The following is a 25,361-nucleotide window of genomic DNA, read 5'->3' as shown; positions in this document are numbered from 1 at the left end:
CTCGCGAAAGCGGTTGAACATTCACCGGAAATCTCAACGCTTCTCCTGATTACGCGGCCAGCTCAGGCTGAAACACGCCCCACCCAGACTCTTGCTCTTGCCGATCAACGCACGCCCGTCGTGCCAATGAATGATGCGCCGCACGATCGACAACCCCAGCCCATGCCCGCCCGACGCACGGGTGCGGCTGTCGTCCAGACGCAGGAACGGCGTGAAGATCTTCTCCCACGCCGACTCCGGCACCCCCGGTCCGTCATCCTCGATATCCACCCGGCAGCGTTGCTGCCCTACCTGATAGCTGATGGTCACCCGTGATTGCGCATGGCGCATGGCATTGCTCACCAGGTTCTGGATCGCCCGGTGCAGATAACGCGGTTCGGCCTCGACCCAGGCATCGTCGTTATCAGCGGCCGACAGGCACAAACCCCGCTGTACCGTGACATCGGCACGCAACGGCGCCAGTTCCTCAATCACCTGGTTGACCAAGGCATCCAGATCGATCCGCTGGAAGTTCAGTGCCGGAGAACCCTGTTCGAGCCGCGCGTAGGTCAGCATCTCGTCCACCAACCGGTCGAGATCCTCGATGTCGTTATCCATGCCCTGGCAGTATTTTTCCAGGGCTTGCGGCGTGGTGGCCGAGCCGATCATCTCCAGGCCAAAGCGCAGGCGCGCCACCGGCGTGCGCAATTCGTGAGACACCGCGCGCACCAGTTCGCGCTGGATCGCCAACAACTGCTGCAAGTGCTCGGCCATGCCGTTGAACGCCGAGGCCAGCCGTCCCACCGAGTCCGCGCCACGCGCCGGCACGCGGGTTTCCAGGCTGCCCTGGGCAATGCGCGTGGCGGCGGCCTCCAGGCCACGCAAACGCCGCTCGAGCTGGCGCACCAACAGATAAACGATCAAACCGATCAGCGTCAGGCCCAGCGCGGCGATCAGCACCAGCCATTGCGGGGGATAAGGATTCATCTGATACAACGGGCCGATTTCCAGGACCCACGGCGTGCCGACCATGCCGGCAAACACCCGGATCGAATCGCCCTCCTTGCCCAGCGCCATCACGGTGTCGCCCTCGGACACCCGGCGGCTCTGGTCTTCGTCCATGTCCGCCTCGTCAACCGTGACCAGCCGCAGGTCGAAGCCAAAGCCCTTGTCCTGCTTCAATTGCGCCAGACGCAGGGGCTGATCGGCAACGGGGGTACGCACCAGCTCATCGGTCAACAGGTAGATGGTCGCCCGGGCCAGTTGCTCGCTGATCTGCTGCACTTCCCCGGTCAGCATCAACTGTTCCTTGTCGCTGACCAGCTTGTAGACCTTCGCCGCGTGCGGGCCGGTCTGCTCCACCAAAGCCTGGCCGCGCAACACACGAGTGCGCTGGGTAAGGTCCAGGTCAGTCTCTGCAAAGGTTTTCAACGCCAGAGGAATGCCCATCAACCGCCCCCACACCAGCAAGGCCCGATGGCGCTCGGTCGGGTTCATCGGTTGCAGGTTGTCGGCCATCAGCGAAAACGTGCCATGGGCCAGGCGCTCGCGGTATTGCTCGCTGCGCACCTGATTGAGCAGGTGCAAGGCCAGCACACCGAGCACCGCCACCAGAATCAGCGCGGCACACATGCCGCCATAGATACGCAGGAAGATCGAGTTCACAGGGTCTGGTCTACGCAAGCCTCGGGAACGAACAGATAGCCTTTGCTGCGCACGGTCTTGATCAGCCGTGGATGCTCCGGGTCATCGCCGATCTTGGGGCGGATGCGCGAGATGCGCACATCGATGGAACGGTCCTGACCGTCATAACCGATACCTCGCAGCGCAGTGAAGATCTCTTCCCGGGAGAGAATGCGCCCGGCATTGGCCACCAACAGCCAGAGCAAGTCGAATTCGGCGCTGGTCAGCTCGATGCCGTTGCCCTGCAACCAGGCTTCGCGCAAGGCGTTGTCGACGATCAGCGGGCCGAACTGCAGACGCCGCTGTTTTTCCGGGGCGACTTCGGGGGTTTCGCTACGGCGCAGCAGGGCCTGGATGCGTGCCAGCAGCAGGCGCGGGCGTACCGGTTTGCAGACATAGTCGTCAGCCCCCAGGTCCAGGCCGAGGATCTGGTCGGTATCATCGGTGCGGGCGGTGAGCATCAGGATCGGGCCGTCATAACGGGCGCGAACCTTGCGGCAGATGCTCAGGCCATCTTCACCGGGGAGCATCAGGTCGAGAATCACCAGGTCCGGTTGCTCCTTGATAATGCGGTTCGCAGCGAGGGCACCATCCCCTTCGATCGACACACGCAGGCCATTGGCTTCCAGGTAGTCGCGGGTCAGTTCGGCCAGTCGCTGGTCGTCCTCCACAATCAATACCTGCCAGGCTTCTTGCTCCACGGGTGACCTCTGCTTGCCAAAACCACTAATAAGGAAGGATCCGCCCGTTTTTTTGTAATGATTCGGGGGGGACAAATATGTATACACGCTGGGCCGAATGTATAAACGCCGCCCGTCGAGAACACAAGCGGGTAAATGCGTTCGGACAACGCGGTTTTTTGTGATAGGGTTCGCGCCCTTAAAAATCCGACCGACCGCTTTCGATCGCAGAAAATCGCTGAAAAAAGGTCCGGTCCAGCAGCGTCGCGGCCTACACGCTGGTTCCCTCTTTCACACACAATTTACGCACAGGTTTATCCACAGGTAGTACGTTGCAATCCCCCCCTAAAACGCATTATCTTGTAGCCCGGCGCAAAAAAAACCCTAGATATGGGGTTTTGCGCGAAAAACCAAACACAAACCAGACACCAATTTCAAGCGCTTTTATTGCCTCTGTCCGGTTGAACCAAACGTATTTTCGAAAGACCAAACCGCGCATGCGGATGGCTACTGTGTTTCGGCCCCGAGTGGTGAAAACGGTACGGGTGTTGCAGTCCCAACTGTCACCTGCAAAGGACCAAGGTTTCAGGCCCAAGGCGTGAGACCAAAGACTTCGGCATGGAAGCGGCGCCCCATAAAGCCCCCTTCCTACTGTCCCGAAGTTGTTATGCCCGGCGCTCGCCGGTTGTAGTGCTTCAGGACGGAACGGTGGGCACCGTGATGGTGCCCAAACAAACATAGAGAATGTGGAGACACTCCCCCATGCAAACCGACACAACTCGCGAGAACCCGCAGGGCACCTTGCCGCAGGCCGCTGATTCGAATTCGGATCTGTCCGCCACCGCGCCTGGCCAACTGCGCGTGATCAAGCGTAACGGCACTGTCGTTCCCTACACCGATGACAAAATCACCGTCGCCATCACCAAAGCGTTTCTCGCAGTTGAAGGCGGCACCGCTGCTGCCTCGTCGCGAATCCACGACACCGTTGCCCGCCTGACCGAACAGGTCACCGCGACCTTCAAGCGTCGCATGCCATCGGGCGGCACCATCCATATCGAAGAAATCCAGGACCAGGTCGAACTGGCCCTGATGCGTGCCGGCGAGCAGAAAGTCGCTCGCGACTACGTGATCTACCGTGATGCCCGTTCCAAGGAACGTGCCGTTCGTACCACCGAAGAGCCGGTACAAGCGCACCCGTCGATCCGCATCACCCGTGCCGACGGCAGCCTGGCGCCGCTGGACATGGGCCGCCTGAACACCATCGTCACCGAAGCGTGCGAAGGCCTGGAGGAAGTCGACGGCGACCTGATCCAGCGCGAAACCCTGAAGAACCTGTACGACGGCGTGGCCCTGACCGACGTCAACACCGCCCTGGTGATGACGGCCCGTACCCTGGTCGAGCGCGAGCCGAACTACTCGTTCGTGACCGCCCGCCTGCTGATGGACACCCTGCGTGCCGAAGGCCTGGGCTTCCTCGGCGTCGCCGAAAGCGCCACCCACCACGAGATGGTCGACCTGTACGCCAAGGCGCTGCCGGCCTACATCGCCAAGGGTATCGAGTACGAGCTGCTGAACCCTGAGCTGGCCTCCTTCGACCTGGAAAAACTGGGCAAGGCGATCAACCACGAGCGCGACCAGCAATTCACCTACCTGGGCCTGCAGACCCTGTACGACCGTTACTTCATCCACAAGGATGGCGTGCGTTTCGAACTGCCGCAGATCTTCTTCATGCGCGTGGCCATGGGCCTGGCGATCGAAGAGAAAGACCGCGAAGCCCGTGCCATCGAGTTCTACAACCTGTTGTCGTCCTTCGACTACATGGCTTCGACCCCGACCCTGTTCAACGCCGGTACCCTGCGTCCACAGCTGTCGAGTTGCTACCTGACCACCGTGCCGGATGACCTGTCGGGCATCTACCACGCGATCCACGACAACGCCATGCTGTCGAAATTCGCGGGCGGCCTGGGCAACGACTGGACGCCGGTTCGTGCGCTCGGTTCGTACATCAAGGGCACCAACGGCAAATCCCAGGGCGTTGTTCCATTCCTCAAAGTAGTCAACGACACCGCCGTTGCCGTTAACCAGGGTGGCAAGCGCAAAGGCGCTGTGTGTGCCTACCTGGAAACCTGGCACATGGACATCGAAGAGTTCATCGAGCTGCGCAAGAACACCGGTGATGACCGTCGTCGTACCCACGACATGAACACCGCCAACTGGATCCCTGACCTGTTCATGAAGCGTGTCTTCGATGACGGCAAGTGGACCCTGTTCTCGCCATCCGAAGTGCCGGACCTGCACGACCTGACCGGCAAGGCCTTCGAAGAGCGCTACGAGTACTACGAAGCCCTGACCGAGTACCCGGGCAAGGTCAAGCTGTTCAAGACCATCCAGGCCAAAGACCTGTGGCGCAAAATGCTGTCCATGCTGTTCGAAACCGGCCACCCGTGGCTGACCTTCAAGGACCCGTGCAACCTGCGCAGCCCGCAGCAGCACGTCGGCGTGGTCCACAGCTCGAACCTGTGCACCGAGATCACCTTGAACACCAACAAGGACGAGATCGCCGTTTGCAACCTGGGCTCGATCAACCTGCCGAACCACATCGTCGACGGCAAGCTGGACACCGCCAAGCTGCAACGCACCGTGAACACTGCCGTGCGCATGCTCGATAACGTGATCGACATCAACTACTACTCGGTGCCGCAAGCGAAGAACTCCAACTTCAAGCACCGTCCGGTCGGCCTGGGCATCATGGGCTTCCAGGACGCCTTGTACCTGCAGCACATCCCTTACGGCTCCGATGCTGCCGTCGAGTTCGCCGACAAGTCGATGGAAGCGGTCAGCTACTACGCGATCCAGGCTTCCTGCGACCTGGCCGACGAGCGCGGCTCGTACGAGACGTTCCAGGGTTCGCTGTGGTCCAAAGGCATCCTGCCGCTGGATTCGCAACAGATCCTGATCGAGGCCCGTGGCCAGAAGTACATCGATGTCGACCTGAACGAAACCCTGGACTGGGCACCGGTTCGCGCCCGTGTACAGAAAGGCATTCGTAACTCCAACATCATGGCCATCGCACCGACCGCGACCATCGCCAACATCACCGGCGTATCGCAGTCGATCGAACCGACCTACCAGAACCTGTATGTGAAATCGAACCTGTCGGGCGAATTCACCGTGATCAACCCGTACCTGGTTCGCGACCTCAAGGCTCGCGGTCTGTGGGACTCGGTCATGATCAACGACCTGAAGTACTACGACGGTTCGGTGCAGCAGATCGAGCGCATCCCGCAGGAACTCAAAGAGCTCTACGCGACCGCCTTCGAAGTGGACACCAAGTGGATCGTCGACGCTGCCAGCCGTCGTCAGAAGTGGATCGACCAGGCTCAGTCGCTGAACCTGTACATCGCCGGCGCCTCGGGCAAGAAGCTGGACGTGACCTACCGCATGGCCTGGTACCGTGGCCTGAAAACCACTTACTACCTCCGTGCCCTGGCCGCGACCAGCACCGAGAAGTCGACCATCAACACCGGCAAGCTGAACGCTGTTTCCAGCGGCGGCAACCACGGTGAAGATTCGGTCCTGGCAGCACCTGCCGGCCCTGCTCCAGTGCCGAAGGCTTGCGCCATCGACGAGCCGGATTGCGAAGCTTGCCAATAAGCTGAGCCGACAAGCGCCGCATGGCGCTGACTAAAAACCCCCGATGAGCCTCTGGTTTATCGGGGGTTTTTCTTTTGCCCATCTGTAGGAGCGAGCTTGCTCGCGATGGTCGTTAACGATAACGGGGTCATCCTGAATACACGCGTCGTTCTCAAGACCATCGCGAGCAAGCTCGCTCCTACGGGTCTTTCTTTCGAGCACTAAAAAGCCCCTCTCTCGAGGGGCTTTTTATGCCACGCGGCCCAGCATCAAGCCATCTGAATGATGGTCTGCATGATGGTGCTCTCGGTAGAAATGGTCTTGGCGTTCGCCTGGTAGTTGCTCTGCCCCTTGATCAGGTCGACCAGTTCGTTGGTCAGGTTGACGTTGGACTCTTCCAGGGAATTGGAAACGATCGAACCCAGGGTGCCAGTCTGCGGCGCATCGTAGCCCGGGATGCCCGAGGTGTAGGTTTCTTTCCAGCTGGAGCCGCCTACCGGCTGCAGGCCTTGCTCGTTGGTGAAGCTGGCCAGGGAAATCTGGCCGATCGGCTTGGTCTGGTTGTTGCTGAAGTTGGCCAGCAGAACACCGCTGCCGTCGATGGTCAGGTTGGTGATCTGGCCAGTGGCATAACCGTTCTGCGATGGAATCGAACGCGCGGTGTCGGCGTTGAACTGGGTGGTGTTGGCCATGGCGATGGTCAAGCCAGCCGGATCGGCTGCTGCGCCGTTGGCTGTCCAGACGCCATTGGTGACACTGCCCGGAGTCCAGTTGGTGATTTTCAGGTCACTGCTGATCACCGAAGTCGGTGGCGTGGTTGGCGGCGTCACGGGTGTGCTGACCGAAGTCAGTTTGCCGGTGGAATCGAACGACATGGTCGAAGCAATCGGAGCGCTAACCTTGGGATCACTGCCATCGGGGTTGCGACCATCGATCAGGGTGTAGGTGTCCCAGGTGTTCGCGCCAGTCTTGACCATGTATTGATCCATGGTGTGCTGGTTACCCTGAGTATCGAAGATCGGGGTACTGAACGACTTGGTAAAGGTCTCGGTCTTGGACGGATCGAACTTGTTGGCCGCAACCGTCTGGTCGATCACCGGCGACGTGGAGTTCAGGTTGATCGTCGACGACACGTTGCTGGTGGACTTCGGCGCCAGGTTGGAGGTGTCGATCCGCAGGTCGGTCAGCACGCCATTGAGGATCTTGCCGCTGGAATCCACACCGTAGCCTTGCAGGCGAGCAGTACCGTCGCTGTTGGTGACGTAGCCGTCCTTATCGGTCTTGAACGCACCGGCACGGGTGTAGGTCAGCGAACCGTTGTTGTTCAGGACAAAGTAACCGTTGCCCTGGATACCCATGTCGAGCACGTTGCCGGTGTTGCTCACGTCACCCTGGGTGAACTGCTGGGAAACATTGGCCAGGCGCACGCCGTTGCCGACGGTATTGCTGCCGGTGCCCAGGCGAGTCGCCGAGTACACGTCTTCGAATTCTGCACGGGACGACTTGAAACCGGTGGTCGCGACGTTGGCGATGTTGTTGCCGGTCACGTCCAGTTGCTTGTTGGCTGCAAAGAGACCGCTAAGGCCGATATTGAAAGACATCATCCACTCCTTTATGCCGGGTTAGTCGGCTTTACATACCAATGGTTTGTACTTTGGACAGGGCAACGCTGCCCAACCCGGCCAGATTGAGCATCAACTCACCGCCGGTCTGGCTGATGGTCACGCTGTTGACAGTCGCGGGCAGGTTGGTGATCAACGCGACGGACTGGCCATCGATCGTGGTCGTGGCGCCGAAGGTGTAGGTGCCCGCAGGTACCGTCTCACCCGCATCGTTCTTGCCGTCCCAGATGAAGCTGGCGTTGCCGGCCTTCTGCGAACCGAGGTCGATGGTGCGCACGGTCTTGCCGGTTGAATCGGTGATCTTCAGGGTGGCGGACGCCACCGAAGACGGCACCACCACCGTGCCGCTGAGGCTCTTGGTGGTATCGACCACAGCCTTGTCGCCCGGGGCGATGACCGAACGGCCGACCAGCGACGACGCCTGCAAGGCCTGGGACGAGTTGTAGTTGCTGGCCAGGCCGCTCACGGTATCGTTGAGCGTGGTGATGCCTTCCAGGCTGCTGAACTGCGCCAGCTGGGCCACGAACGCACCGTTGTCCTGAGGCTCCAGCGGGTTCTGGTTTTTCAACTGGGTCACCAGCAACTGCAGGAACGCATCCTTGCCCAGGGCCTGGTTGCCCGAGGCGCTGCCGGCTGCCGAGGCGAGGCCGTCAGTCGTGGTGTTGGTCTTGATCGAAGAGTTGGCCAGGATGTCGTTGAGGCTCAAACCACTGGTGGAATCGGTAACACTCATCTGAGTCGCCCCTTATCACTGACCGAGAGTCAGGACTTTCTGCATCATGGTTTTGGCAGTGTTCATCATTTCGGCGTTGGTCTGGAACGAACGGCTCGCGGAAATCATGTCGGCCATTTCTTCAACCACGTTGACGTTCGGGTAGTAGACGTAGCCCTTGGCATCGGCGGCCGGATGGTTCGGCTCGTAGCGCGCTTCGAGATTGCTCTGGTCTTCGACCACACCCAGCACCTGCACGCCTTGGCCGGCGGCGTCCTGGCTCTGGAACAGCGAGTCGCTGCCGCCGCTCTGGCCGCCCTGGAACATGGTGGCGAACACCGGGTGACGCGCGCGGTAGGTCTGGTCGATGCTCGACGAGACGGTCTCGGCGTTGGCGATGTTCGAAGCGACGGTGTTCAAACGCGTGGTCTGCGCACTCATGCCGCTACCGGCAATGTTGAAAACACTGGATAGAGACATGGCTTACTCTCCGCGCAGGGCTGATACCAGCCCTTTGAATTTGCTATTGAGCAGGGTGAAGCTGGCCTGGAAATTGACCGCGTTTTGCGCGTAGTTCGATTGTTCCAGCTGAGCGTCCACGGTGTTCTGGTCGATCGACGGTTGCATCGGCGTGCGATACAGCAACGACTCGTCGCCATTGCCCAGGCCTTCAGCTTCGATATGACGGCTGTTGGTCATGTTCAAGGCGAAGGTGCCGCTTTGGGTTTTCTCGTTCTGCTCGGCGAGCACTTTCGAGAAGTCCAGGTCCCGAGCCTTGTAGTTCGGGGTATCGGCGTTGGCGATGTTATTGGCCAGGACTTCGGCACGCTGGGCGCGGAAGCCCAGGGCTTGTTCGTGGATACCGAGCGCTTTATCGAAGCTGATGCTCATGTCGGGAAACCTTCGGGTGACCTGATTTTTCGTAGGATCAACTTAGCAAGCCCCATGCCAATTCAAAAAAGCCCGGAAACCGGGGCTTTGCCGGACATGGCAACGCGGCAATGCCAGAAAAGCGGCAACGGTTTTCCGCCGCCTGCCGCTTTTCTGCCGCTCGGCACCGCTTACGAAGACACCAACTGACCCTGTGGGAGCGGGCTTGCCCGCGAAAGCGGTGTGTCAGGCAAAGTTGATATCGACTGACACGACGCCTTCGCGGGCAAGCCCGCTCCCACAGGGAGTAGGTGGTGCCCGTGAGAAATCAGCAGGCATAAAAAAACGGGAGCCCCTGAGGACTCCCGTTTTTTGCCGACGCCAGCGAAATCACTTCGCCTGGTAAATGATCCCCGGGCTGCACTGGACCATCTGGTAATGATCCGGCAAACCGTTCAACGCTTCGGAAGCACCGAGGAACAGGTAACCACCCGGCTTCAACGTGCTGTGGATGCGCAACAGGATGTCCTTCTTCACCTCGGCGGAGAAGTAGATCAGCACGTTGCGGCAGAACACGATGTCGAATTTGCCGAGGCTCGCGTAACTGTCCAGCAGGTTGAACGAACGGAATTCCACCCGGCTCTTGATCGGCGCCTTGATCGCCCAGCGTCCCGGCCCTTTCGGGTCGAAATAACGCTGCAGACGCTCGGGCGACAGACCGCGACCGATGGCCAGGCTGTCGTACTCGCCGGTCTTGCAGTTGTTCAGCATGGTGCCGGACAGGTCGGTGGCAACGATCTGTACGCCCATCCTCAACTGGCCCATGTTGACCCGTTCGAACTCGTCGATGGACATCGACAGCGAATACGGCTCCTGGCCCGACGAGCACGCCGCCGACCAGATACGCAGGCGCTGGCCGGGGCTGGCCTTGATCGCTTCGGGCAGGACCTTGTTCTTCAAGACTTCAAACGGGTAGGTGTCACGAAACCACAGGGTTTCGTTGGTGGTCATGGCATCCACCACCTGTTCGCGCAAACCGCTGCGCGGCTGGGTCTGCATGCGCTGAACCAGCGCCCCCAAAGACTTGATGCCTTGCTGTTCCATCAGTTTGTTGAGACGGCTGGAGACCAGGTACTGCTTGTTTTCACCGAGCAAAATGCCACAGGCTTTTTCCAGGAATACCCGGAACTGTTCGAAATCCAAATTACCCGTAGACAATGATGCCGCCTCTTAAATCGTGTTGACTGCCAGGGGCGCAGGCCCCTAGCTGATATCTGCTGCTTTGATCCGGTCGACTACCCGGGATGCCAGGTCATCAGGACGGAATTTGGCCAGAAAGTCATCGGCACCGACCTTCTTGACCATCGCCTGATTGAATACCCCCGACAACGAAGTATGCAGGATGATATGAAGCTTTTGCATGCGCGGGTCGTTGCGGATTTCCGCCGTCAGGGTGTACCCGTCCATCTCCGGCATCTCGATGTCGGAGATCATCATCAGGAACTCTTCTTCCGGCTTCTTGCCCTCATCGGCCAGTTTGCGCAGGTAATCCAGCGCTTGCCGACCGTCGTTCAACGCCACCACTTCGACGCCGACCGTTTGCAGGCAACGCGTGACCTGCTTGCGCGCCACCGAGGAATCGTCGACCGTCAGCACGCGCAACGAAAGCGCCTTGTGCTGGGTTTCAACGTCCACCACGCCAACGGAAATCGCTTCCGGCGTCGGAGCCACTTCCGCGAGCACCTTCTCGACATCGATGATTTCGACCAACTGATTGTCGACCCGCGTCACCGCCGTCAGGTAGTGATCGCGCCCGGTGCCCTTGGGTGGCGGATGGATCTCCTCCCAGTTCATGTTGACGATGCGCTCCACCGAGCGCACCAGGAAACCCTGGGTCTTGGTGTTGTACTCCGTGATGATCACGAACGGATTGTTCTTGTCCTTCAACGCACCGGAGCCGGTCGCCATCGCCAGATCAAGGATCGGAATGGTCGCCCCCCGGATGTTCGCCACACCGCACACGACAGGACTGGACTTGGGCATCAACGTCAATTGGGGGCATTGCAGCACCTCCCGAACCTTGAATACGTTGATCCCGTACAGCTGCTGGCCGTCGAGACGGAACAACAACAGCTCAAGGCGATTCTGCCCCACCAGTTGCGTGCGCTGGTTTACCGAATCCATTACACCAGCCATGCCCAGACTCCTACACCAACGCCAAGTGTTGTTGCGACGCGCCTTCATCACTAAACGGCACGGCGCTTGCTTTTTTAATCGTTATGAACACAGAACCGACATTTTTTCGACGCCTGACCACACCCTACCGCAAATTGCTCGGCGTGCTGGCGGCTGTTTGCCTGTTCAACGCTGGCAGCCCTGCCCTTGCTGACGCGGTTACCTTGCCTGACATGCTTATCGGCGTCACTCAGGGCTTTCTTGAATTCACCGTAGAGGACTATCTGGCAACCAGTCAAACGGAAGGTCGCTACGAGATCCAGGTCAACCCGCTCGACCCGCGCATGCACATGCCCATGTGCGACAAGGAATTGACAGCCACGCTGGAGAGTCCCAGGCCGCTGGGACGGGTCACGGTCAAGGTCCGCTGCGAGGGCGCCGCCCCCTGGACTGTCTTCGTACCCGCTCAAGTCCGCCTGTTTCGCGATGTCGTGACCACCGCCCGGCCACTGCGCCGTGCCGCCATTGTCGAGCCTGGGGATGTGGTGCTGCGCGAGCGCGATATCAGCCTGATCAGCCAGGGCTACCTGACCTCCCTCGACCAGGCGATCGGGCAGCGACTGACCCGACCAATGGTCACCGACCAGGTGATTACCCTGGTGCATATCGAACAGGCCGAGGTGATCCGCAAGGGTGATCAGGTGGTGATTACCGCCCGCAGCGGTACGCTCAGCGTGCGCATGCCCGGCGAAGCCCTGTCGAACGGCAGCCTCAGCGAACAGATCAGGGTGAAGAACCTCAACTCCCAGCGGGTCATCAAGGCGCAGGTCATGGCGCCGGGGCAGGTGGAGGTGTCCATGTAAGGCGTTCTGTTCATCGGAATGTGGCGCTTGCCGCGGCTGTTCCCTAGACTGTGCTCCATGCAGGGCAAGCGCTGACGCGCGCGAGGTTCATTGATAAATGAGCCTAAAGTTTTCCAGGGAATGGCCGAAACCATGGCAAGCGTCCAAATTCCCAGAGGTTTTTTATCATGGTCATCGATTTCAGCCGTTTGAACAGCTCCTCGTCCCTTACGGGCAGTACACGTACCAGCGCCAGCAAGGAAAGCGCCGAAACCGGCAAAACCGCGCCGCTGGAATCCGCGGCCGAACAGGCCGGTACCGTCAACAGCGGGGAATCGGTACATCTCAGCAATGAGGCTCAACAGTTGCAGAAGGTCAATGACAAGCTGCGCGATCAGCCTGCCGTCGACAAGGCCCGCGTGGCCGAGTTGAAAGCAGCGATTGCCGATGGCAGCTATAAAGTCGACAGCAACCGTGTAGCCAGCAAACTGCTCAACTTCGAAGCCCAGCGCTAGGCTACCGCCGGCGCCAGGCTTTTGGACGCTTAAAACCCAAGGCCAGCCATGCACGACACCCATTTACTGCAACTGATCACCGACGACTTTGCTCCAGCGCAACAACTGCTGGAATTATTGCAGACCGAATCCCTCGCCTTGCATGGCCGTGACATGCCATTGCTCGAGGGCATCCTGGCGCAGAAACAGGCATTGGTCGTCCTGCTCGAACAGCATGGCCGCAAGCGCAGTGAAATTCTCGCCAGCCTCAACCTGCCGACCAACCGCGGCGGGCTGGAGCAACTGGCCAGCCAGTCGAGCATTGGCGACCAGTTGCTGGCGCAAAGTGACGTGCTGACCGATCTCCTGGCTCAGTGCCAGGCCATCAACGCCAACAACGGCCAGTCGATCCTCACTCAGCAGGCCGCTACGGCCACCCAGCTGAAAATCCTCACCGGTGAAACGCCGGCGCTTTATGATGCCAGCGGAACATTCTCCAAGCTTGCTAAGCCGCGCCCGCTCAGTCAGGCTTAGGCCGCTTGATGTGCCCGCTCTATCCAAGACGCGAAAGATGCTGGCAAAATGCTGGCTAGCCGTAGTCAAATTTTGCCTGGAGATTGATTAACCGTGTCCAATGCCTTATCCGTGGATGATGCTCCGCAGCCACCCAAGGTGCTCTCAACGCCCTTGGAAATCTCCAGCAATCTGCGCCAGCTGCTCGAAAGCCATGACCCGCTGATCATCACGTTCCACGAGCGCAGCCAGCGCTTCCAGAGCTATCTGGTGGACCTGGACCGTGAAAGCAACATGATTGCCCTGGACGAAATGATTCCTCGCGATGGCGAGCGCTACCTGATGGCGGGCGAACCTTTCAGGATCGAAGGCTTCCACGAAGGTGTGCGCATTGCCTGGGAAAGCAACGGCCAATTGAAGATCGACGAATCCGGTGGCAGCCGCTGCTATCGCGGCACCCTGCCCGATGAAGTGGTGTACCACCAGCGCCGCAATGCGTTCCGCGCGGCACTGAAGCTGGCACAACTGGTCAACGTCAATCTCGACGGCGAAAAGCTCAAGACCTCCATCAGCGGCAAGCTGCTGGATATTTCCGCTACCGGCTGCAAACTGCGTTTCGACGGCGACATCACGGGCAGCCTGCAACTGGGTCAGGTGTACGACCGCTTCAACGCCGACCTGCCCTTTGGCAAGATGACGGCGCCAGTCGAGTTGCGTTATCTGCACTTCGAAGAAAAGATCTCCACCACCTTCGCCGGCGTTCGCTTCCACAACATGAGCGGACTGGTACAGCGTCAGGTCGAACGCTTCGTCTACCAGTTGCAACGCGAAGCGCGCCGCTTCGACAAAGACGACATCTGATAGAGCCTCCACAAAAAACGGGCAGTCCCTTGCGGTGACTGCCCGTTTTTTTGTGCCCCGGCTTTAAGGCCTGGCCTCGCTGAAGTTAGGGTCCCGCCCTGTATCAGGGTCTTGCGGCGGCTGATCTGTTTCAGTTTCGGTGACGGTTTCAGGTTCTGGCTCGGTACTCACCGGAGTGTGCATCTGATCCTGCACCACCTGTTCATCAACGCGCGGGTCGAGGCAGGCCACCAGTGGCGAACTCGTCATATTGTCCGGCATGGCCACGTGATGCAGCGGTGCGTCGTCGACCTGATGCAGGTTGGTCACCGCTTTCGGGCGAATCCGCCACACCAGCACCAACGAAAAGAAACTGAAGAACGCATAGAGCATCTGGCTGCCAAACAGTTTCATCAGCACACCTGCCACCAGTGGTCCGATACTCGCACCCACGCCATAGGTGACCAGCAACATCGCCGTCAGGGACACCCGGCGATCACCTTCGACATGGTCATTGGAGAACGCCACCGCCAACGGATACAGGCAGAACTGCACCAGCGAGCAAAGGAACCCGGCGATGAACAACACCTCCAGCGGCACCTGCGGCATGATCGCCAGCGGCAGGGCAGCCAGTGCCAGGCTGAACGCGAAACTGCGGATCAGCACGGCCCGATCGTAGCGGTCGGACAACCAGCCCAACGGCCACTGCACCAGCAGCCCGGCAAAAATGCAGCTACCCATGAACAGACCGACCTGCTCCGTGGACAACCCTTGCTGCGAGGCATACAGCGGCGCCAGACCGTAGAACGAACCGACAATCAGGCCCGCCCCGAGCACCGTACTCAATGATTGCGGGACACGTTTGATAAAGAACCGTGGCTCCATCGGTGCAGGATGCAAGGGTGCAGGGTGAATCCGCCGGGTCAGGGCCACAGGTACCAGACACAGGGCAAAACACAGGGCGACCAGCATCAGCAGCTCCAGTCCCAGCGCCGGGTGCATGACCAGAATCAACTGCCCCAGCACCAGGCCCAGGTACGAAGCAATCATGTAACCGCTGAACACCATGCCACGCTGATTGGCATCGGCCTGCTCATTGAGCCAGCTCTCGATCACCATGTACTGGCACATCATGCCCAGACCCACGATGACCCGCAGGAACAGCCAGGCCGGCAGCCAATCGACCAGGCCATGGCCCAGCACCGCCGCGCCGACGATCCCGGCACAGGCCGAGTAGGCCCGGATATGCCCGACCCGGGCAATCAAGCGGTGACCGATCTTGCCCCCCAGCACCAGGCCGAAATAGTTGGCGGCCATCAACGCACCGACCCACAGGCTGTCGACATGGTCGGCCGCCAGGCGCAGGCCCAGGTAAGTACTCAACAGGCCCGAGCCGATCAACATCATCAGCGAGGCGAAATACAGTGCTCGAAAGGATTTCCAGATTTGGCGCATCGGCGTTCCGAGCGGCTCCTTGCAGTGAGAATCGGCTATCGCTAAACGATAGCCGGATGTCGACAGATCGTCAGGCCTGGGCGGCTAAAACACGTCGTTCCCAGGGCGTAATTTCATCATGGAAACTGCTCAGCTCCAGGGTCTTCGAAGCGATGTAGCCTTCGATGAATTCCGTACCGAACAGTTCCTTGGCCAACTGGCTACGTTTCAGACGCTCAAGTGCCGCATGCAAGGTACACGGTAATGAAAGATTGTCCGGCACTTCGAATTCACCCTGGATCGGCGCGCTTGGTTCCAATGCGTTCTCGATGCCATGCAACCCTGCCGCCAGGCTTGCGGCAATGGCCAGATACGGGTTGGCATCGGCCCCGGGCAAACGGTTCTCGACCCGACGGGCCACCGGCAAACTGGCCGGGATACGCAGGCCGGCCGCCCGGTTGTCGTGGGACCAGCAGGCATTGTTCGGCGAGGCGTAAGGGTGGCACAAGCGCTGATAGGAGTTCACGTTCGGCGCAAACAACGCGGTGAAGTCGGCCATGCACACTTGCTGACCGGCAATGAAATGGCGGAAGGTGGCCGTCTCCTGCCCCGCCTCGTCACTGAACACGTTACGCCCCGAATCGATCTCGACCACGCTCTGGTGAATATGCATCGAACTGCCCGGCGTATGCGCCAACGGCTTGGCCATGCAAACCACGCTCAGGCCGTGCTTGAGGGCCACTTCCTTGAGCAGGTGCTTGAACAGGAACGTCTGGTCGGCCAGCAGCAACGGATCGCCATGCAGCAGGTTGATCTCGAACTGGCTGACGCCCATCTCATGCATGAAGGTATCGCGGGGCAATCCCAAGGCCGCCATGCACGCGTAGACTTCATTGAAGAACGGCCGCAAGCCGTTATTGGAACTGACGCTGAACGCCGACTGACCGTCCTCGCGGCGACCGTCCTGCCCCACCGGTGGCTGGAACGGCTGAGTCGGGTCGGTGTTAGGCGCAAAAACGAAGAACTCAAGCTCGGTCGCCACCACGGGCGCCAGGCCGCGGGCCGCGTAACGGGCAATTACTGCCTTGAGCTGGCCACGGGTCGACAGATTGGAGCTGGTGGTAGTGCCCAGTTCGTCCGCGTCGCAAATGGCGAATGCCCGCGGCGGGTTGCTCCAGGGCAAGCGGTGGATTTGTGCAGGGTCCGGAATCAGCGCCAGGTCGCCATCATCGCTGCCGTAAAAACGCGCCGGCGGATATCCGCCCATGATGCATTGCAGCAGCACACCCCGCGCCAACTGCAAACGTCGACCGTCGAGAAAACCCTCGGAGGTCATCACTTTGCCCCGTGGTACGCCGTTCAAATCCGGCGTGACACATTCAACTTCATCAATGCCCGTCAATCGCTGCGCGAGTGAACTCAGGCCAACGGTCGTCATGACGCAATCCTTGTTATTGTGCGGGCCGCGAACGGCGACCGTACAAAATAGGCTCCGCGTGTTCGGAATTTCAAGCAGCGTCGATAAATATGCTGCCTGTCAGGGCAGGCAAAGACGAAACACCCCGCCGCCCAACGGACCGCCATTGCTGATTTCGGTGTGCCCGCCCACGCCGTTGCGTTGATGCAGTGCAGCAATTCGCCCCGCAAAGTACAGGCCCAGGCCGGTGCTGCCGGTGCTTTGATTGATGCCTTGGGCGTAATCGGCCTGACGCTCGATCATCTGCGCCGGATACCCCTCGCCATCGTCATTGATGGTCAACACCAGTTGCCCGGCTTCGTCACTGACACTGATCAGAACGGCATGCCGTGCAAAACGAATGGCGTTGTTGATGCAGTTGGCCAATACCGACGCGATCAACTCGCGGTCGAAGAAACCCAGCGGGCTCAGCGGGTCCACTTCATAGGTGGCCATGATGCCGCGGCTGGCGAACACCTCTTGATGACACGCCAGTTGCGCTTCGATGAAGTCGTCCAGCTCATGGTAGGCCGGTTGCAACGGCATCTGGTTGACGCCGAGCTTATACAGCCCCAGCAACTGCACCAGCATGCCGTTGAGGTGGGCGAACTCGAAGTCGATCACGCCCTGCTCCGGCGTCTGCTGCGCCGATTCCGGCAATCGCGCCAGCCACTGGCTGTGGGCCTGCATCAGCATGGCCAGCGAGTTCTTCATGTCGTGCACGGTGGAGGCGATCACCGTGGAGAAATCCAGTGCCTGTTCATGTTCGTTCATTGGCCAAACGCCTTGCTTTTGAGCTTTTGGTAACGTGGAAAACGCGCGTCGGAGTCGGGCATCAGGCCGACCATTTTCAGGCAGGTCCGGCATTCCTCCAGCTCCGCCGAAGCAACGCTGGTATCGGTGCCGTGCAACAGCGACTGCGCCAGGTTCAGGGCGATACTGATGTTCTTCGGTTGCATCACCAGGGCTTTGCGAAAGACCTGCCGGGCCTCCACCAGATTGCCGGTCTTGTAGACGCGCACGCCCTGACGGTTGAGTTCAGCGGCGGCGTTGCCGGAATTGAGGATGCTCGGGTCGTCGGTCTGCTTGGCGATGTCCTTCATGACCGCCGGATCGTCGCCGTAGATTTCCACGCAGTTTTTCAGCATCGCGGTGCCGGCCTCGGACTGCCCGAGCATTTTCAGTTGTTTGGCCACCAGCAACGCCGCTTCGGCGCTCATGAATTGCTCCATGCCATCGAGGCGCAACAGGGCCTGCTCGGTGAGCTTGTCGGCCGTTTCCGCATCGTTGATCAGCAGACTGGTGGCCTTCATCAAGCGCGCACGAATTTGCAGGCCAGGGTCGCCGGGGTTGTCCTTGGCCACTGCGCTCAGCGTGGTATTGATTTCCAGCCGGGTGCGGGTATCCAGCCCCCTGTCGCGGCCCTTGCTGATCAAGGCGTGAGCCAGGCCGAGGTTACTTTCAGGGTCCTTGAAACGTGACTGCGCGCCTTGGGCTACCGCCTGACGATAGGCTCTGGAAGCGGTATCGAAGTCCTCGTTGGTCATGGCCAGCTTGCCCAGCAACGCTTGCCGGCGCACCGCCAGCGGCGACAGGCGAATCGCTTCTTCGAGAACGCGCTGCGCCCCCTTGGTGTCCCCTTCGGCGACCAGCACCTCAGCCATGCCGTCATACAGCGACGGCATCATCGGGAACACTTTCAGGGCTTTTTCGTAGATACCTTTGGCCTGCCCGACCTGACCGCGCTTGAACAGCAACTTGCCCAGCCCGGCAAACGCCCATGGCAACGGACGGTCGGCGATGATGCCGTCGTACAGCCGCTCCAGCGCTTCGTTCTGATTGAGGTCGCGCAAGGCATCGGCGCGATAGCGCAGGCACAACGGCGAGTAACGGATGTCTTGCTTGCACAGGGCGATGCAGGCGTTGAGCACCTCCATCGGCTTGCCCCGGTCGAGGGCCAGCAGGATCGGCTTGAGCAAAGTCTTGCGCTGCTCCAGGCGCTCCAGGCGCTGGGCCAGGCTGGAACGGTTGAACGGCTTGGTCAGGTAGGCATCGGGCTCATGCTCCAACGCACTGAGCACCATGGCCTGGCTGGTTTCGGCGGTGACCATCACGAACACCGCTTCATGGCTGATCAACTTTTCCTCCATCAGGTCTTCGAGCACCTGCTGGCCGTTCTTCTTGCCGTCGCCCAGGTGAAAGTCCTGCAGGATGAAGTCGTACTGCTTCTGCGAACACATTTTCAGCGCCTGTTCGCCGGTATCGGCAGTGTCCACTTCCTTGACACCCAGCTCGCGCAGCATCGAGCGAACCGAACTGCGGAAGTCCGAGAAATCATCGACGATCAGAAAACGCTTTTGGTGATACGACAGCATCGAAGATTTCCAGGCAATTTAAGAAGAAGAACCCAAAGGCAAATACACGGACGGACTCAGCTTCGCAGCCCTTGATTTGGCGCGCAGATGATAGCTGGTAGCCCTTGGCCATCAAACAGCTTCTCATCGCCAATCAGCACATGCACCGACCGCCACAGATGAAGAAGCTCGTAACTGCCAGGGTTATCGGCCAGCCATGGCATTCCCTTGAGAACCTCCCCCAACGCTCACTCTGAACAGGTGAAGGCGTTTCTGAAAACGAGACGTCGCGCACAAAAATGTGCTGAAACATGAACACCAGCAATGCTGAACTCCAGCAATTGCCAGTGTCGGGCCAGGCAGATTTCGCCGATAAATTGACCAGCTCGATATTAGCGTTCCTAAGTTATCGCCACTCGTCGATTAATTGACGACCATGATGTGGATCCGACCTTGGCAATTGGCCATCTTTGGCGGGCCTAATACCTTGATTTTCGAGGGTTACTCCCCTTCTCGAGAGCATCGGACAGGCCTGGCCGCACCGGACCTGGATCGAGGACTGACGGACGGGTGGGCCGGTAGCGCTCCGGGTTGACCTAGAATCAGTTGAGAGGCGGGAGGGAGCAAATCATCATGCGTAAACCACTGATAATTACTCGTATTTATCTGCTCTCCCGGGCTTTGGCTGCCTTCTGGAAACGTTCGCGCCGCCTGCCGGTGGAAGCCATCATGGGCTTTTCAAGGGGCTCAGGAAGATGATGACCGACCCAAAAGAGCCCATTGGCGTGATGTTGATCGATTGTCGCCCCCTCGTACTCATGGGCCTTCACGACTTGATCAATGCCAGAAAGCCCCGAATGGAAGTGACAGGACAGGCCACCACCTATACCCAGGCGCTGGATCTTGCCGATCAGTTGCGGCCCGATGTCATTTTTTTCAGTTTCTTTCCGGATGCGCTGAACCCTCTGGACGTCGTCGCAGGCCTCACCCGTAGCACCGAAATGAAAGTGCTACTGCTCAAGGGTCTGTACGAAGTCGTCCCCGCTGCCCAGGCGATAGAGGCTGGCGCTCGCGGCATCGTGTTGGCGGAAGACCCGACGGAATCGATTATCCAGGCCATCCTCAAGGTCCACCATAGCGACTGCGCAATGGATAGAGCCTGGGCCGGCGGCCTTGGCGGCTATGCCGCGAACGGACATATCCCCATGAAATGCAATCTGGAGCGGGCAAAACAGGCGCGGTTGACGTTGCGCGAGAGAGAACTGATTCGCGCCATCGTAGGCGAACCGTCCGCCAAATATGTAAGCATCGCCGGGCGCCTGGGGATCAGCGAGCACACCGTGCACAACCACCTCAGCAACATCTATCAAAAGCTTGACCTGATCAACCGCATCGACTTGCTGATGTATGCGCTCAAGCACGGGCTCAACAACGAAGCACCGTCCGAGTCCGCCTGGGTGGAACTGGATTGAATTTCAGGTCGATACAAGGCGGTCTGCCCTTCACTTTCAGGGGCCTGGCCGTCACTGTTCCACCATCCTTGTAGCTGCCCCGGGACTGAGTGCCCTCGCAAGACTGATGTCGATCTCGGTAAATCCTGCCTCGCCCACCTGCACCGACCCTCCGCGCTCTTCAAGCCTTGTGCTGCCCGGCAGTTCGCAGCGCATGGGATCATGGGGATTTCGCATCAGAACAGCAAAAAGAATGCGAGGGTGGTTTCCTGCGCCACCCTCGCATCCGTTCATGCGCGCAAAGCCTCAGGCGCTGCCAAAAAAGATGTCGGTACTCTGAACATCGACCCCGACCAAGGTGATGGTCGTTGTTTGTCCGCCCGTCTCGGCAACCGTCACGACGCTGTCTGCGCCGGTGTTGTTGATCGATTGAACAACAGCGTTCGGGTCACCGTTGAGCACCAGCTTGTCTTGCACGCCCGAGCCCACATCGAAGCCGCTGACCTGGTACAGGTTCTCATTGACTGACAGGTCAATGTTGAACGCATCCTGCTGACCGATGGTGCCAACCAGCGAGAAGTCAAAGGTAGCGTTGGCCGGGTCGTTGGCGAACAGGTTGGCGGCAAACGTACTCGTCGCCGAGTCCCCATCCTTGTCCGTCAGCGTCGCGCTGAACGCCAGCTGGACATCGCTGGCCAGACTCTCGCTCTGCTGAATGAACTGGATTACCGGGATCTTGACGTCGCCCCGGCCCATCGTCAGCTGGACAGCGTCGATCAGTGTCGTGCCCTCCTTCTGCACGAGGAAAGACACCTGCCCGCCCGCTTCCGGCGTCAGGGTGTTCACCTCGACGAGGCTCGAATTCGTGCCATCGGCGTAGTAGATCCTGTAATACAGGTCCTCGGTCGCCGTGTTGTAGCCCGCCACGGAGTTGTCGATGAAGACCTTCATGCCCGTCAGCAGGCTCTCTGGATTGATGACGAAACTTTCATCGGCGGCGCTGATTGCCGCCAGGTTGTCTCCCTGGAAAACGTTGTTGCCGACGCCGATGCCGGACGTGCTGACGTTCATCGCCGCCGGGTCTATGTACGACGGCAGGGGGTTGGTCTGCAGCGTGGCTTCGGTGGGGTCGGGTGCTCCGAGCCCGATGCCGGTCAGGATGTCCGCGGTCGAAGCAAGCGCCTTCGCGGAAAAGAACACGATCTCCTCGGATGTCGAAGGAATAGCCGGGTTACTCGTCTGAGGAATCAACAATGTGCGCACCGAGTCCGGGCCGCCGGCAGCGAGCGAGCCGTCGGCACTGCTGAGCACGATGGTCGAACTGAAGCCCTGCACCAGATCCAGTGCATAGCGACCATCGGCATAGGCAGTCAACGTGTAGTCGACGGTGGTATTGGCCGTTGCAACGTTGTTGTCGAAATCACCGGTCAAGGTTCCCGCGAACTGGTACGCGCCATTGACATCCGGTGACTGCGCCAGCTCGGTGAGCGTGCCGGTCCCGGTCGTGGTCGTGTTGTCTGGCCTGACGAGGGTGAACTGGTTGTTGACCAACGAGATATCCAGACCGGCCGCACCCAGCCCGTCGGCTCCGGTCGCCATATTCCAGAACCCGGATTGCGCCAGGACGCTACCGGTCCCGATCAGGTTGCCGAAACTGAGTGCCGGCCCGTCGTCCTTGAACACCAGGTTCTGCCCGATGTTCAGCGTCGCCTGGGCGCTGTCGCCGTCCCCGTCGGTCTTGATCGCCGTCAGCGTCACCAGGTTGTCCGCGGTCAACGTCCTCGAATCATCCGGATTGTTTGGGTCGGAATGCACCACGGCGCGCAGTTGGTCGAGCGTGACGCTGCCATCGGCGGCGACACTGACCGTGAATACCAGCAGATTGCTCGTGGCCGTGCGGCCTTCGACCACAGTGCCATTGAGCGACAGGTTCACCGCCTGGCCCGAAGCCGTGTCCGTCAACCCGGAGGCTCCCGCCACCACGCCCAGTGCATAGGTCAGAGTGCCCGCCCCATCGGCGCCAAACGCCGAGTTGAAGTTGGCGGCATAGCTCTGGGTGGCGTCGGTCGTCAGTAGCGTCTCGTCCACTGTCAGCGTCGGCTCCGTGCCGGTGGTGCTGATGCTCGGTCCGTCGTCCTTGAACACCAGGTTCTGCCCGATGTTGAGGGTCGCCTGGGCGCTGTCGCCATCCCCGTCGGTCTTGGTCGCGGTCAGCGTCACCAGGTTGTCCGAAGTCAGGCTCGTCGAATCATCCGGATTGCTTGGGTCGGGATGCACCACGGCGCGCAGTTGGTCAAGCGTGACGCTGCCATCGGCGGCGACACTGACCGTGAATACCAGCAGATTGCTGAGGGCCGTACGCCCTTCGACCACAGTGCCATTGAGCGACAGGTTTACCGCCTGGCCCGAAGCGGTGTCTGTCAGCCCGGAGGCTCCGGCCACCACGCCCAGTGCATAGGTCAGCGTCCCGGCACCATCAGCGCCAAACGCCGAGTTGAAGTTGGCGGCATAGCTCTGGGTGGCGTCAGTCGCCAACAGCGTCTCGTCCACTGTCAGCGTTGGCTCAGTGCCGGTGGTGCTGATGCTCGGTCCATCGTCGTCGAAGATGATCTTGGAACCGATTTCGGCTTTCGAAATAGAGGCCTGGACCAGCGTGAAACCACCGATATCAAAATCGGCGTGCTCATTGCCCTTGGCATTGACGGCCGCCCCGTTCTCGACGAGCACGCGGTTGTGGTCCGACGTCGTGGTGTATTCAATCTGGTAGCCGGCTTTAACGCCGGTGATTGTTGCAACCCCCGCTGCAAAGCTGATGGAGATGGCCGGATCATTCACCGAGCCGTTCGAATTCTCGATCACCTGCCCGGCACTGTTGAAGACGCGAACATTGGTGATGGCAATCGACGTATCACCCACATATCCATTGATGAAATTCGCGCCAGGTTCAGCAGCAGTGCTGAATGCGCTGACCCTTACCACGGCACTCTTGCCGCTTTGCAACTGCACGACATCGAAACTGGCCGACTTCGCATTGAAGACGTCGGTAAAGTCGACGTTGGCTTCAAGATCGGCTTCGTTCTGGTCCAGGTTGGGAATGGTCACATTTTGCCTGGCACCCGTGACGAACGAAAAGCGGATGCCCTCTTGCTCCACAATCATCTGATTGTTGGTGCCGAAGGTGGTCGGCCCCCCCGCCTGGCTGGTATTGATCGTGTCGCCAGTCGTTATATTGAAACCGCTTGACTGGTCTGCCGGGTTCTTGCCGGTGGCGATGATGGTGGGATCGGTGATCCGCAACACACCACCGACATCGACAACGTTCGGGTTCGCCTTGGTGAACATCAGAAAGAGGTTCTGACCTGAGGGCGCGTTGGCCAGGCTGAACTCCATGTCCTGGCTGGCTCCGATGAAAACCTTATCCGTCAGATTGAGCGAATCATCGGCATTCGTCATGACGGGATGTTTGAGCGGTTGGTATTCCACAGTCCAGATCTTGCCGCCCGTGACCGGCGATCCGGTTTCTTCAATGTAGGCAGCGAACACGATCGCGCCGGTTGCGCTGCCCGCTCGGCCCACGACGATGTTGTTGTTCGTATCTGTATAAAGAAGGATGCTGGTGCCATCGAGGGTATCCAGTCCGCTGTCCACGCCATTGAGCGGTGCACCGGAGCTGCCGACGAAGCTGATATCGGTAATGGTTGCTCCGGGGTCAGCGGTGATGGTGAATGCATTGCTGCCCGTGTTGCCCACGGCACCGGTATAGCCACTCAAGGCCGCGCCCGTGGCGGTACCTGCCCCCAGTGCGGCTAAACGGGTAGTGAAGGTCGAAGGCAGGGACGCCACCAGAATGTCGTTGTCGTCAGCGTCCCCCGCAGGGGTTGGCGTGGCAGTGGCGTTCTGTAACCCGGCCGTTTCGTCCAGTGTCACGTCCTCGCCAGTCGCCACAACGCCCAAAACGCTGTCCGTAAACCAAGTTGTCGCCACGGCGTCGTCACCGGTGCCGACGACTCCATCGACGCCTGCAGAGGCTGCGGTGAGCAGAAACGTTGCGCCCGCCGAGTCGTCGGGATTCACGTACCAGGAGGTGGTGACGCTGCCGTTGACCTGGCCGTCGAGATCGCCGGCACCGCCGTCGGTCACGGACCAGGGCTCGTGACCCGCGCCGGTGTTGATATCGAGCACATCGTCGGACGTGCCCCACACGCCATCCGCGCCAGCACCGACGGCATGGTCCACTTCGAGCGTCACAGTACTGCCGGCAGCGAAACCGCTGGCTGTAATGATGGCAGTGCTGCCCGGTGCGTAGTCTTTAAGGTTGGTGGTGACGGTCGGAATGTAGGTAAAAGTCCAGTCGTGGTTGACGGGTGAAGGATGGTCACCGGCGTTACTGGCCAGGTCATTCGTTGGCGATGAGGTTTTCTTGCGCATAGCCATGACTTTCTCCTGAGCGGGGGTCCAGTCATCGGAGATCGACCTTGGACCATTTTCTGATCTACAGGTCTCAACTATGAACAAGCACTACAGGCCGCACATCGGCGGATACTCCCAGACGGAATGGGAGATTCAGACTACGAGGGAGAGGAGAGGGAAAGTCGCGAAGGCAGGGTTGATGGCTTCGATAAA

The 25,361-nt window shown here is 59.8% G+C and carries 21 protein-coding genes; 8 read left to right on the top strand and 13 right to left on the bottom strand.

The window, feature by feature from the left end; all coding sequences use genetic code 11:
- Positions 1 to 33 precede the first annotated feature (33 nt).
- Both BSF40_RS00300 and BSF40_RS00295 read right to left on the bottom strand, forming a co-directional pair.
- The gene (locus BSF40_RS00300) at positions 34 to 1,644 is read right to left on the bottom strand and encodes an ATP-binding protein (RefSeq protein ID WP_095963683.1); all 1,611 of its coding nucleotides are present in this window, start codon (positions 1,642 to 1,644) and stop codon (positions 34 to 36) included.
- The gene (locus BSF40_RS00295) at positions 1,641 to 2,363 is read right to left on the bottom strand and encodes a response regulator (RefSeq protein WP_007980115.1); all 723 of its coding nucleotides are present in this window, start codon (positions 2,361 to 2,363) and stop codon (positions 1,641 to 1,643) included. Before BSF40_RS00295 ends, BSF40_RS00300 begins: the two co-directional genes overlap by 4 nt.
- Positions 2,364 to 3,104: 741 nt before the next feature.
- Here BSF40_RS00295 and BSF40_RS00290 point away from each other — a divergent pair.
- Complete coding sequence (locus BSF40_RS00290) at positions 3,105 to 5,996, top strand: ribonucleoside-diphosphate reductase subunit alpha (protein ID WP_007980117.1); 2,892 nt, start codon at positions 3,105 to 3,107, stop codon at positions 5,994 to 5,996.
- Positions 5,997 to 6,244: 248 nt separating this feature from the next.
- Here BSF40_RS00290 and flgE read toward each other — a convergent pair whose 3' ends face one another.
- Genes flgE through flgB form a run of 4 tightly spaced genes read right to left on the bottom strand, consistent with a single transcriptional unit; the run spans position 6,245 to position 9,200 of the window.
- Complete coding sequence (gene flgE / locus BSF40_RS00285) at positions 6,245 to 7,576, bottom strand: flagellar hook protein FlgE (RefSeq protein ID WP_095963682.1); 1,332 nt, start codon at positions 7,574 to 7,576, stop codon at positions 6,245 to 6,247.
- Between the two features lie 31 nt (positions 7,577 to 7,607).
- A complete protein-coding gene (gene flgD, locus BSF40_RS00280) occupies positions 7,608 to 8,330 on the bottom strand; it encodes a flagellar hook assembly protein FlgD (RefSeq protein WP_095963681.1) in 723 nt (240 codons plus the stop codon).
- 15 nt (positions 8,331 to 8,345) lie between these two features.
- Positions 8,346 to 8,789 (bottom strand): flagellar basal body rod protein FlgC, encoded by a 444-nt coding sequence (gene flgC / locus BSF40_RS00275; protein ID WP_007980123.1) that lies wholly within the window; start codon positions 8,787 to 8,789, stop codon positions 8,346 to 8,348.
- Positions 8,790 to 8,792: 3 nt separating this feature from the next.
- On the bottom strand, positions 8,793 to 9,200 hold the full coding sequence (flgB, locus tag BSF40_RS00270; protein ID WP_095963680.1) for a flagellar basal body rod protein FlgB: 408 nt from the start codon (positions 9,198 to 9,200) through the stop codon (positions 8,793 to 8,795).
- Between the two features lie 54 nt (positions 9,201 to 9,254).
- Between flgB and BSF40_RS32885 the strand changes: the two genes are divergently transcribed.
- Positions 9,255 to 9,389, top strand: a complete 135-nt coding sequence (locus BSF40_RS32885) for a hypothetical protein (RefSeq protein ID WP_256358753.1) — start codon at positions 9,255 to 9,257, stop codon at positions 9,387 to 9,389.
- A 180-nt stretch (positions 9,390 to 9,569) separates the two neighbouring features.
- Here BSF40_RS32885 and cheR read toward each other — a convergent pair whose 3' ends face one another.
- Positions 9,570 to 10,397 carry a protein-glutamate O-methyltransferase CheR gene (gene cheR / locus BSF40_RS00265; protein WP_095963679.1) on the bottom strand — a complete coding sequence of 276 codons (828 nt, stop codon included), beginning with the start codon at positions 10,395 to 10,397 and terminating at the stop codon, positions 9,570 to 9,572.
- A gap of 45 nt (positions 10,398 to 10,442) precedes the next feature.
- Entirely contained in the window at positions 10,443 to 11,375 is a 933-nt protein-coding gene (locus BSF40_RS00260) for a chemotaxis protein CheV (RefSeq protein WP_056853153.1), read from the bottom strand.
- 83 nt (positions 11,376 to 11,458) lie between these two features.
- Here BSF40_RS00260 and flgA point away from each other — a divergent pair, with 83 nt between their 5' ends.
- The 4 genes from flgA (at position 11,459) to BSF40_RS00240 (ending at position 14,064) form a co-directional block, all read left to right on the top strand.
- On the top strand, positions 11,459 to 12,217 hold the full coding sequence (gene flgA / locus BSF40_RS00255; protein WP_095963678.1) for a flagellar basal body P-ring formation chaperone FlgA: 759 nt from the start codon (positions 11,459 to 11,461) through the stop codon (positions 12,215 to 12,217).
- A 167-nt stretch (positions 12,218 to 12,384) separates the two neighbouring features.
- Positions 12,385 to 12,711: a flagellar biosynthesis anti-sigma factor FlgM gene (gene flgM / locus BSF40_RS00250; protein WP_095963677.1), complete on the top strand. Its 327-nt coding sequence runs from the start codon at positions 12,385 to 12,387 to the stop codon at positions 12,709 to 12,711.
- A gap of 48 nt (positions 12,712 to 12,759) precedes the next feature.
- Entirely contained in the window at positions 12,760 to 13,224 is a 465-nt protein-coding gene (locus BSF40_RS00245; RefSeq protein WP_095963676.1) for a flagella synthesis protein FlgN, read from the top strand.
- A 93-nt stretch (positions 13,225 to 13,317) separates the two neighbouring features.
- Positions 13,318 to 14,064, top strand: coding sequence for a flagellar brake protein (locus tag BSF40_RS00240; RefSeq protein WP_095963675.1), 747 nt, complete (start codon positions 13,318 to 13,320; stop codon positions 14,062 to 14,064).
- A 63-nt stretch (positions 14,065 to 14,127) separates the two neighbouring features.
- Here the strand turns inward: BSF40_RS00240 and BSF40_RS00235 are convergent, their stop codons facing one another.
- The 4 genes from BSF40_RS00235 to BSF40_RS00220 all read right to left on the bottom strand — a co-directional run bounded on the left by BSF40_RS00235 (position 14,128) and on the right by BSF40_RS00220 (position 19,308).
- Positions 14,128 to 15,498 (bottom strand): MFS transporter, encoded by a 1,371-nt coding sequence (locus tag BSF40_RS00235; protein ID WP_095963674.1) that lies wholly within the window; start codon positions 15,496 to 15,498, stop codon positions 14,128 to 14,130.
- Between the two features lie 70 nt (positions 15,499 to 15,568).
- Entirely contained in the window at positions 15,569 to 16,813 is a 1,245-nt protein-coding gene (locus BSF40_RS00230) for a glutamine synthetase family protein (protein ID WP_172435664.1), read from the bottom strand.
- Between the two features lie 201 nt (positions 16,814 to 17,014).
- Entirely contained in the window at positions 17,015 to 17,707 is a 693-nt protein-coding gene (locus BSF40_RS00225) for a sensor histidine kinase KdpD (protein WP_095963672.1), read from the bottom strand.
- Positions 17,704 to 19,308, bottom strand: coding sequence for a tetratricopeptide repeat-containing response regulator (locus tag BSF40_RS00220; RefSeq protein WP_095963671.1), 1,605 nt, complete (start codon positions 19,306 to 19,308; stop codon positions 17,704 to 17,706). The genes BSF40_RS00225 and BSF40_RS00220 overlap by 4 nt, the downstream gene beginning before the upstream one ends.
- Before the next feature lie 612 nt (positions 19,309 to 19,920).
- Here BSF40_RS00220 and BSF40_RS32880 point away from each other — a divergent pair.
- Both BSF40_RS32880 and BSF40_RS00215 read left to right on the top strand, forming a co-directional pair.
- Positions 19,921 to 20,046: a hypothetical protein gene (locus tag BSF40_RS32880; RefSeq protein ID WP_256589392.1), complete on the top strand. Its 126-nt coding sequence runs from the start codon at positions 19,921 to 19,923 to the stop codon at positions 20,044 to 20,046.
- Entirely contained in the window at positions 20,043 to 20,759 is a 717-nt protein-coding gene (locus BSF40_RS00215; protein WP_371918045.1) for a response regulator transcription factor, read from the top strand. The genes BSF40_RS32880 and BSF40_RS00215 overlap by 4 nt, the downstream gene beginning before the upstream one ends.
- 285 nt (positions 20,760 to 21,044) lie before the next feature.
- Here BSF40_RS00215 and BSF40_RS00210 read toward each other — a convergent pair whose 3' ends face one another.
- Positions 21,045 to 25,172 carry a DUF5801 repeats-in-toxin domain-containing protein gene (locus BSF40_RS00210; protein ID WP_095963669.1) on the bottom strand — a complete coding sequence of 1,376 codons (4,128 nt, stop codon included), beginning with the start codon at positions 25,170 to 25,172 and terminating at the stop codon, positions 21,045 to 21,047.
- Positions 25,173 to 25,361: the final 189 nt, after the last annotated feature.

Origin of the sequence: Pseudomonas sp. ACN5, assembly GCF_002303975.1 — a bacterium.
GTDB classification, from domain to species: domain Bacteria; phylum Pseudomonadota; class Gammaproteobacteria; order Pseudomonadales; family Pseudomonadaceae; genus Aquipseudomonas; species Aquipseudomonas laurylsulfatiphila.
This window is presented reverse-complemented; position numbering and strand designations above follow the sequence as displayed.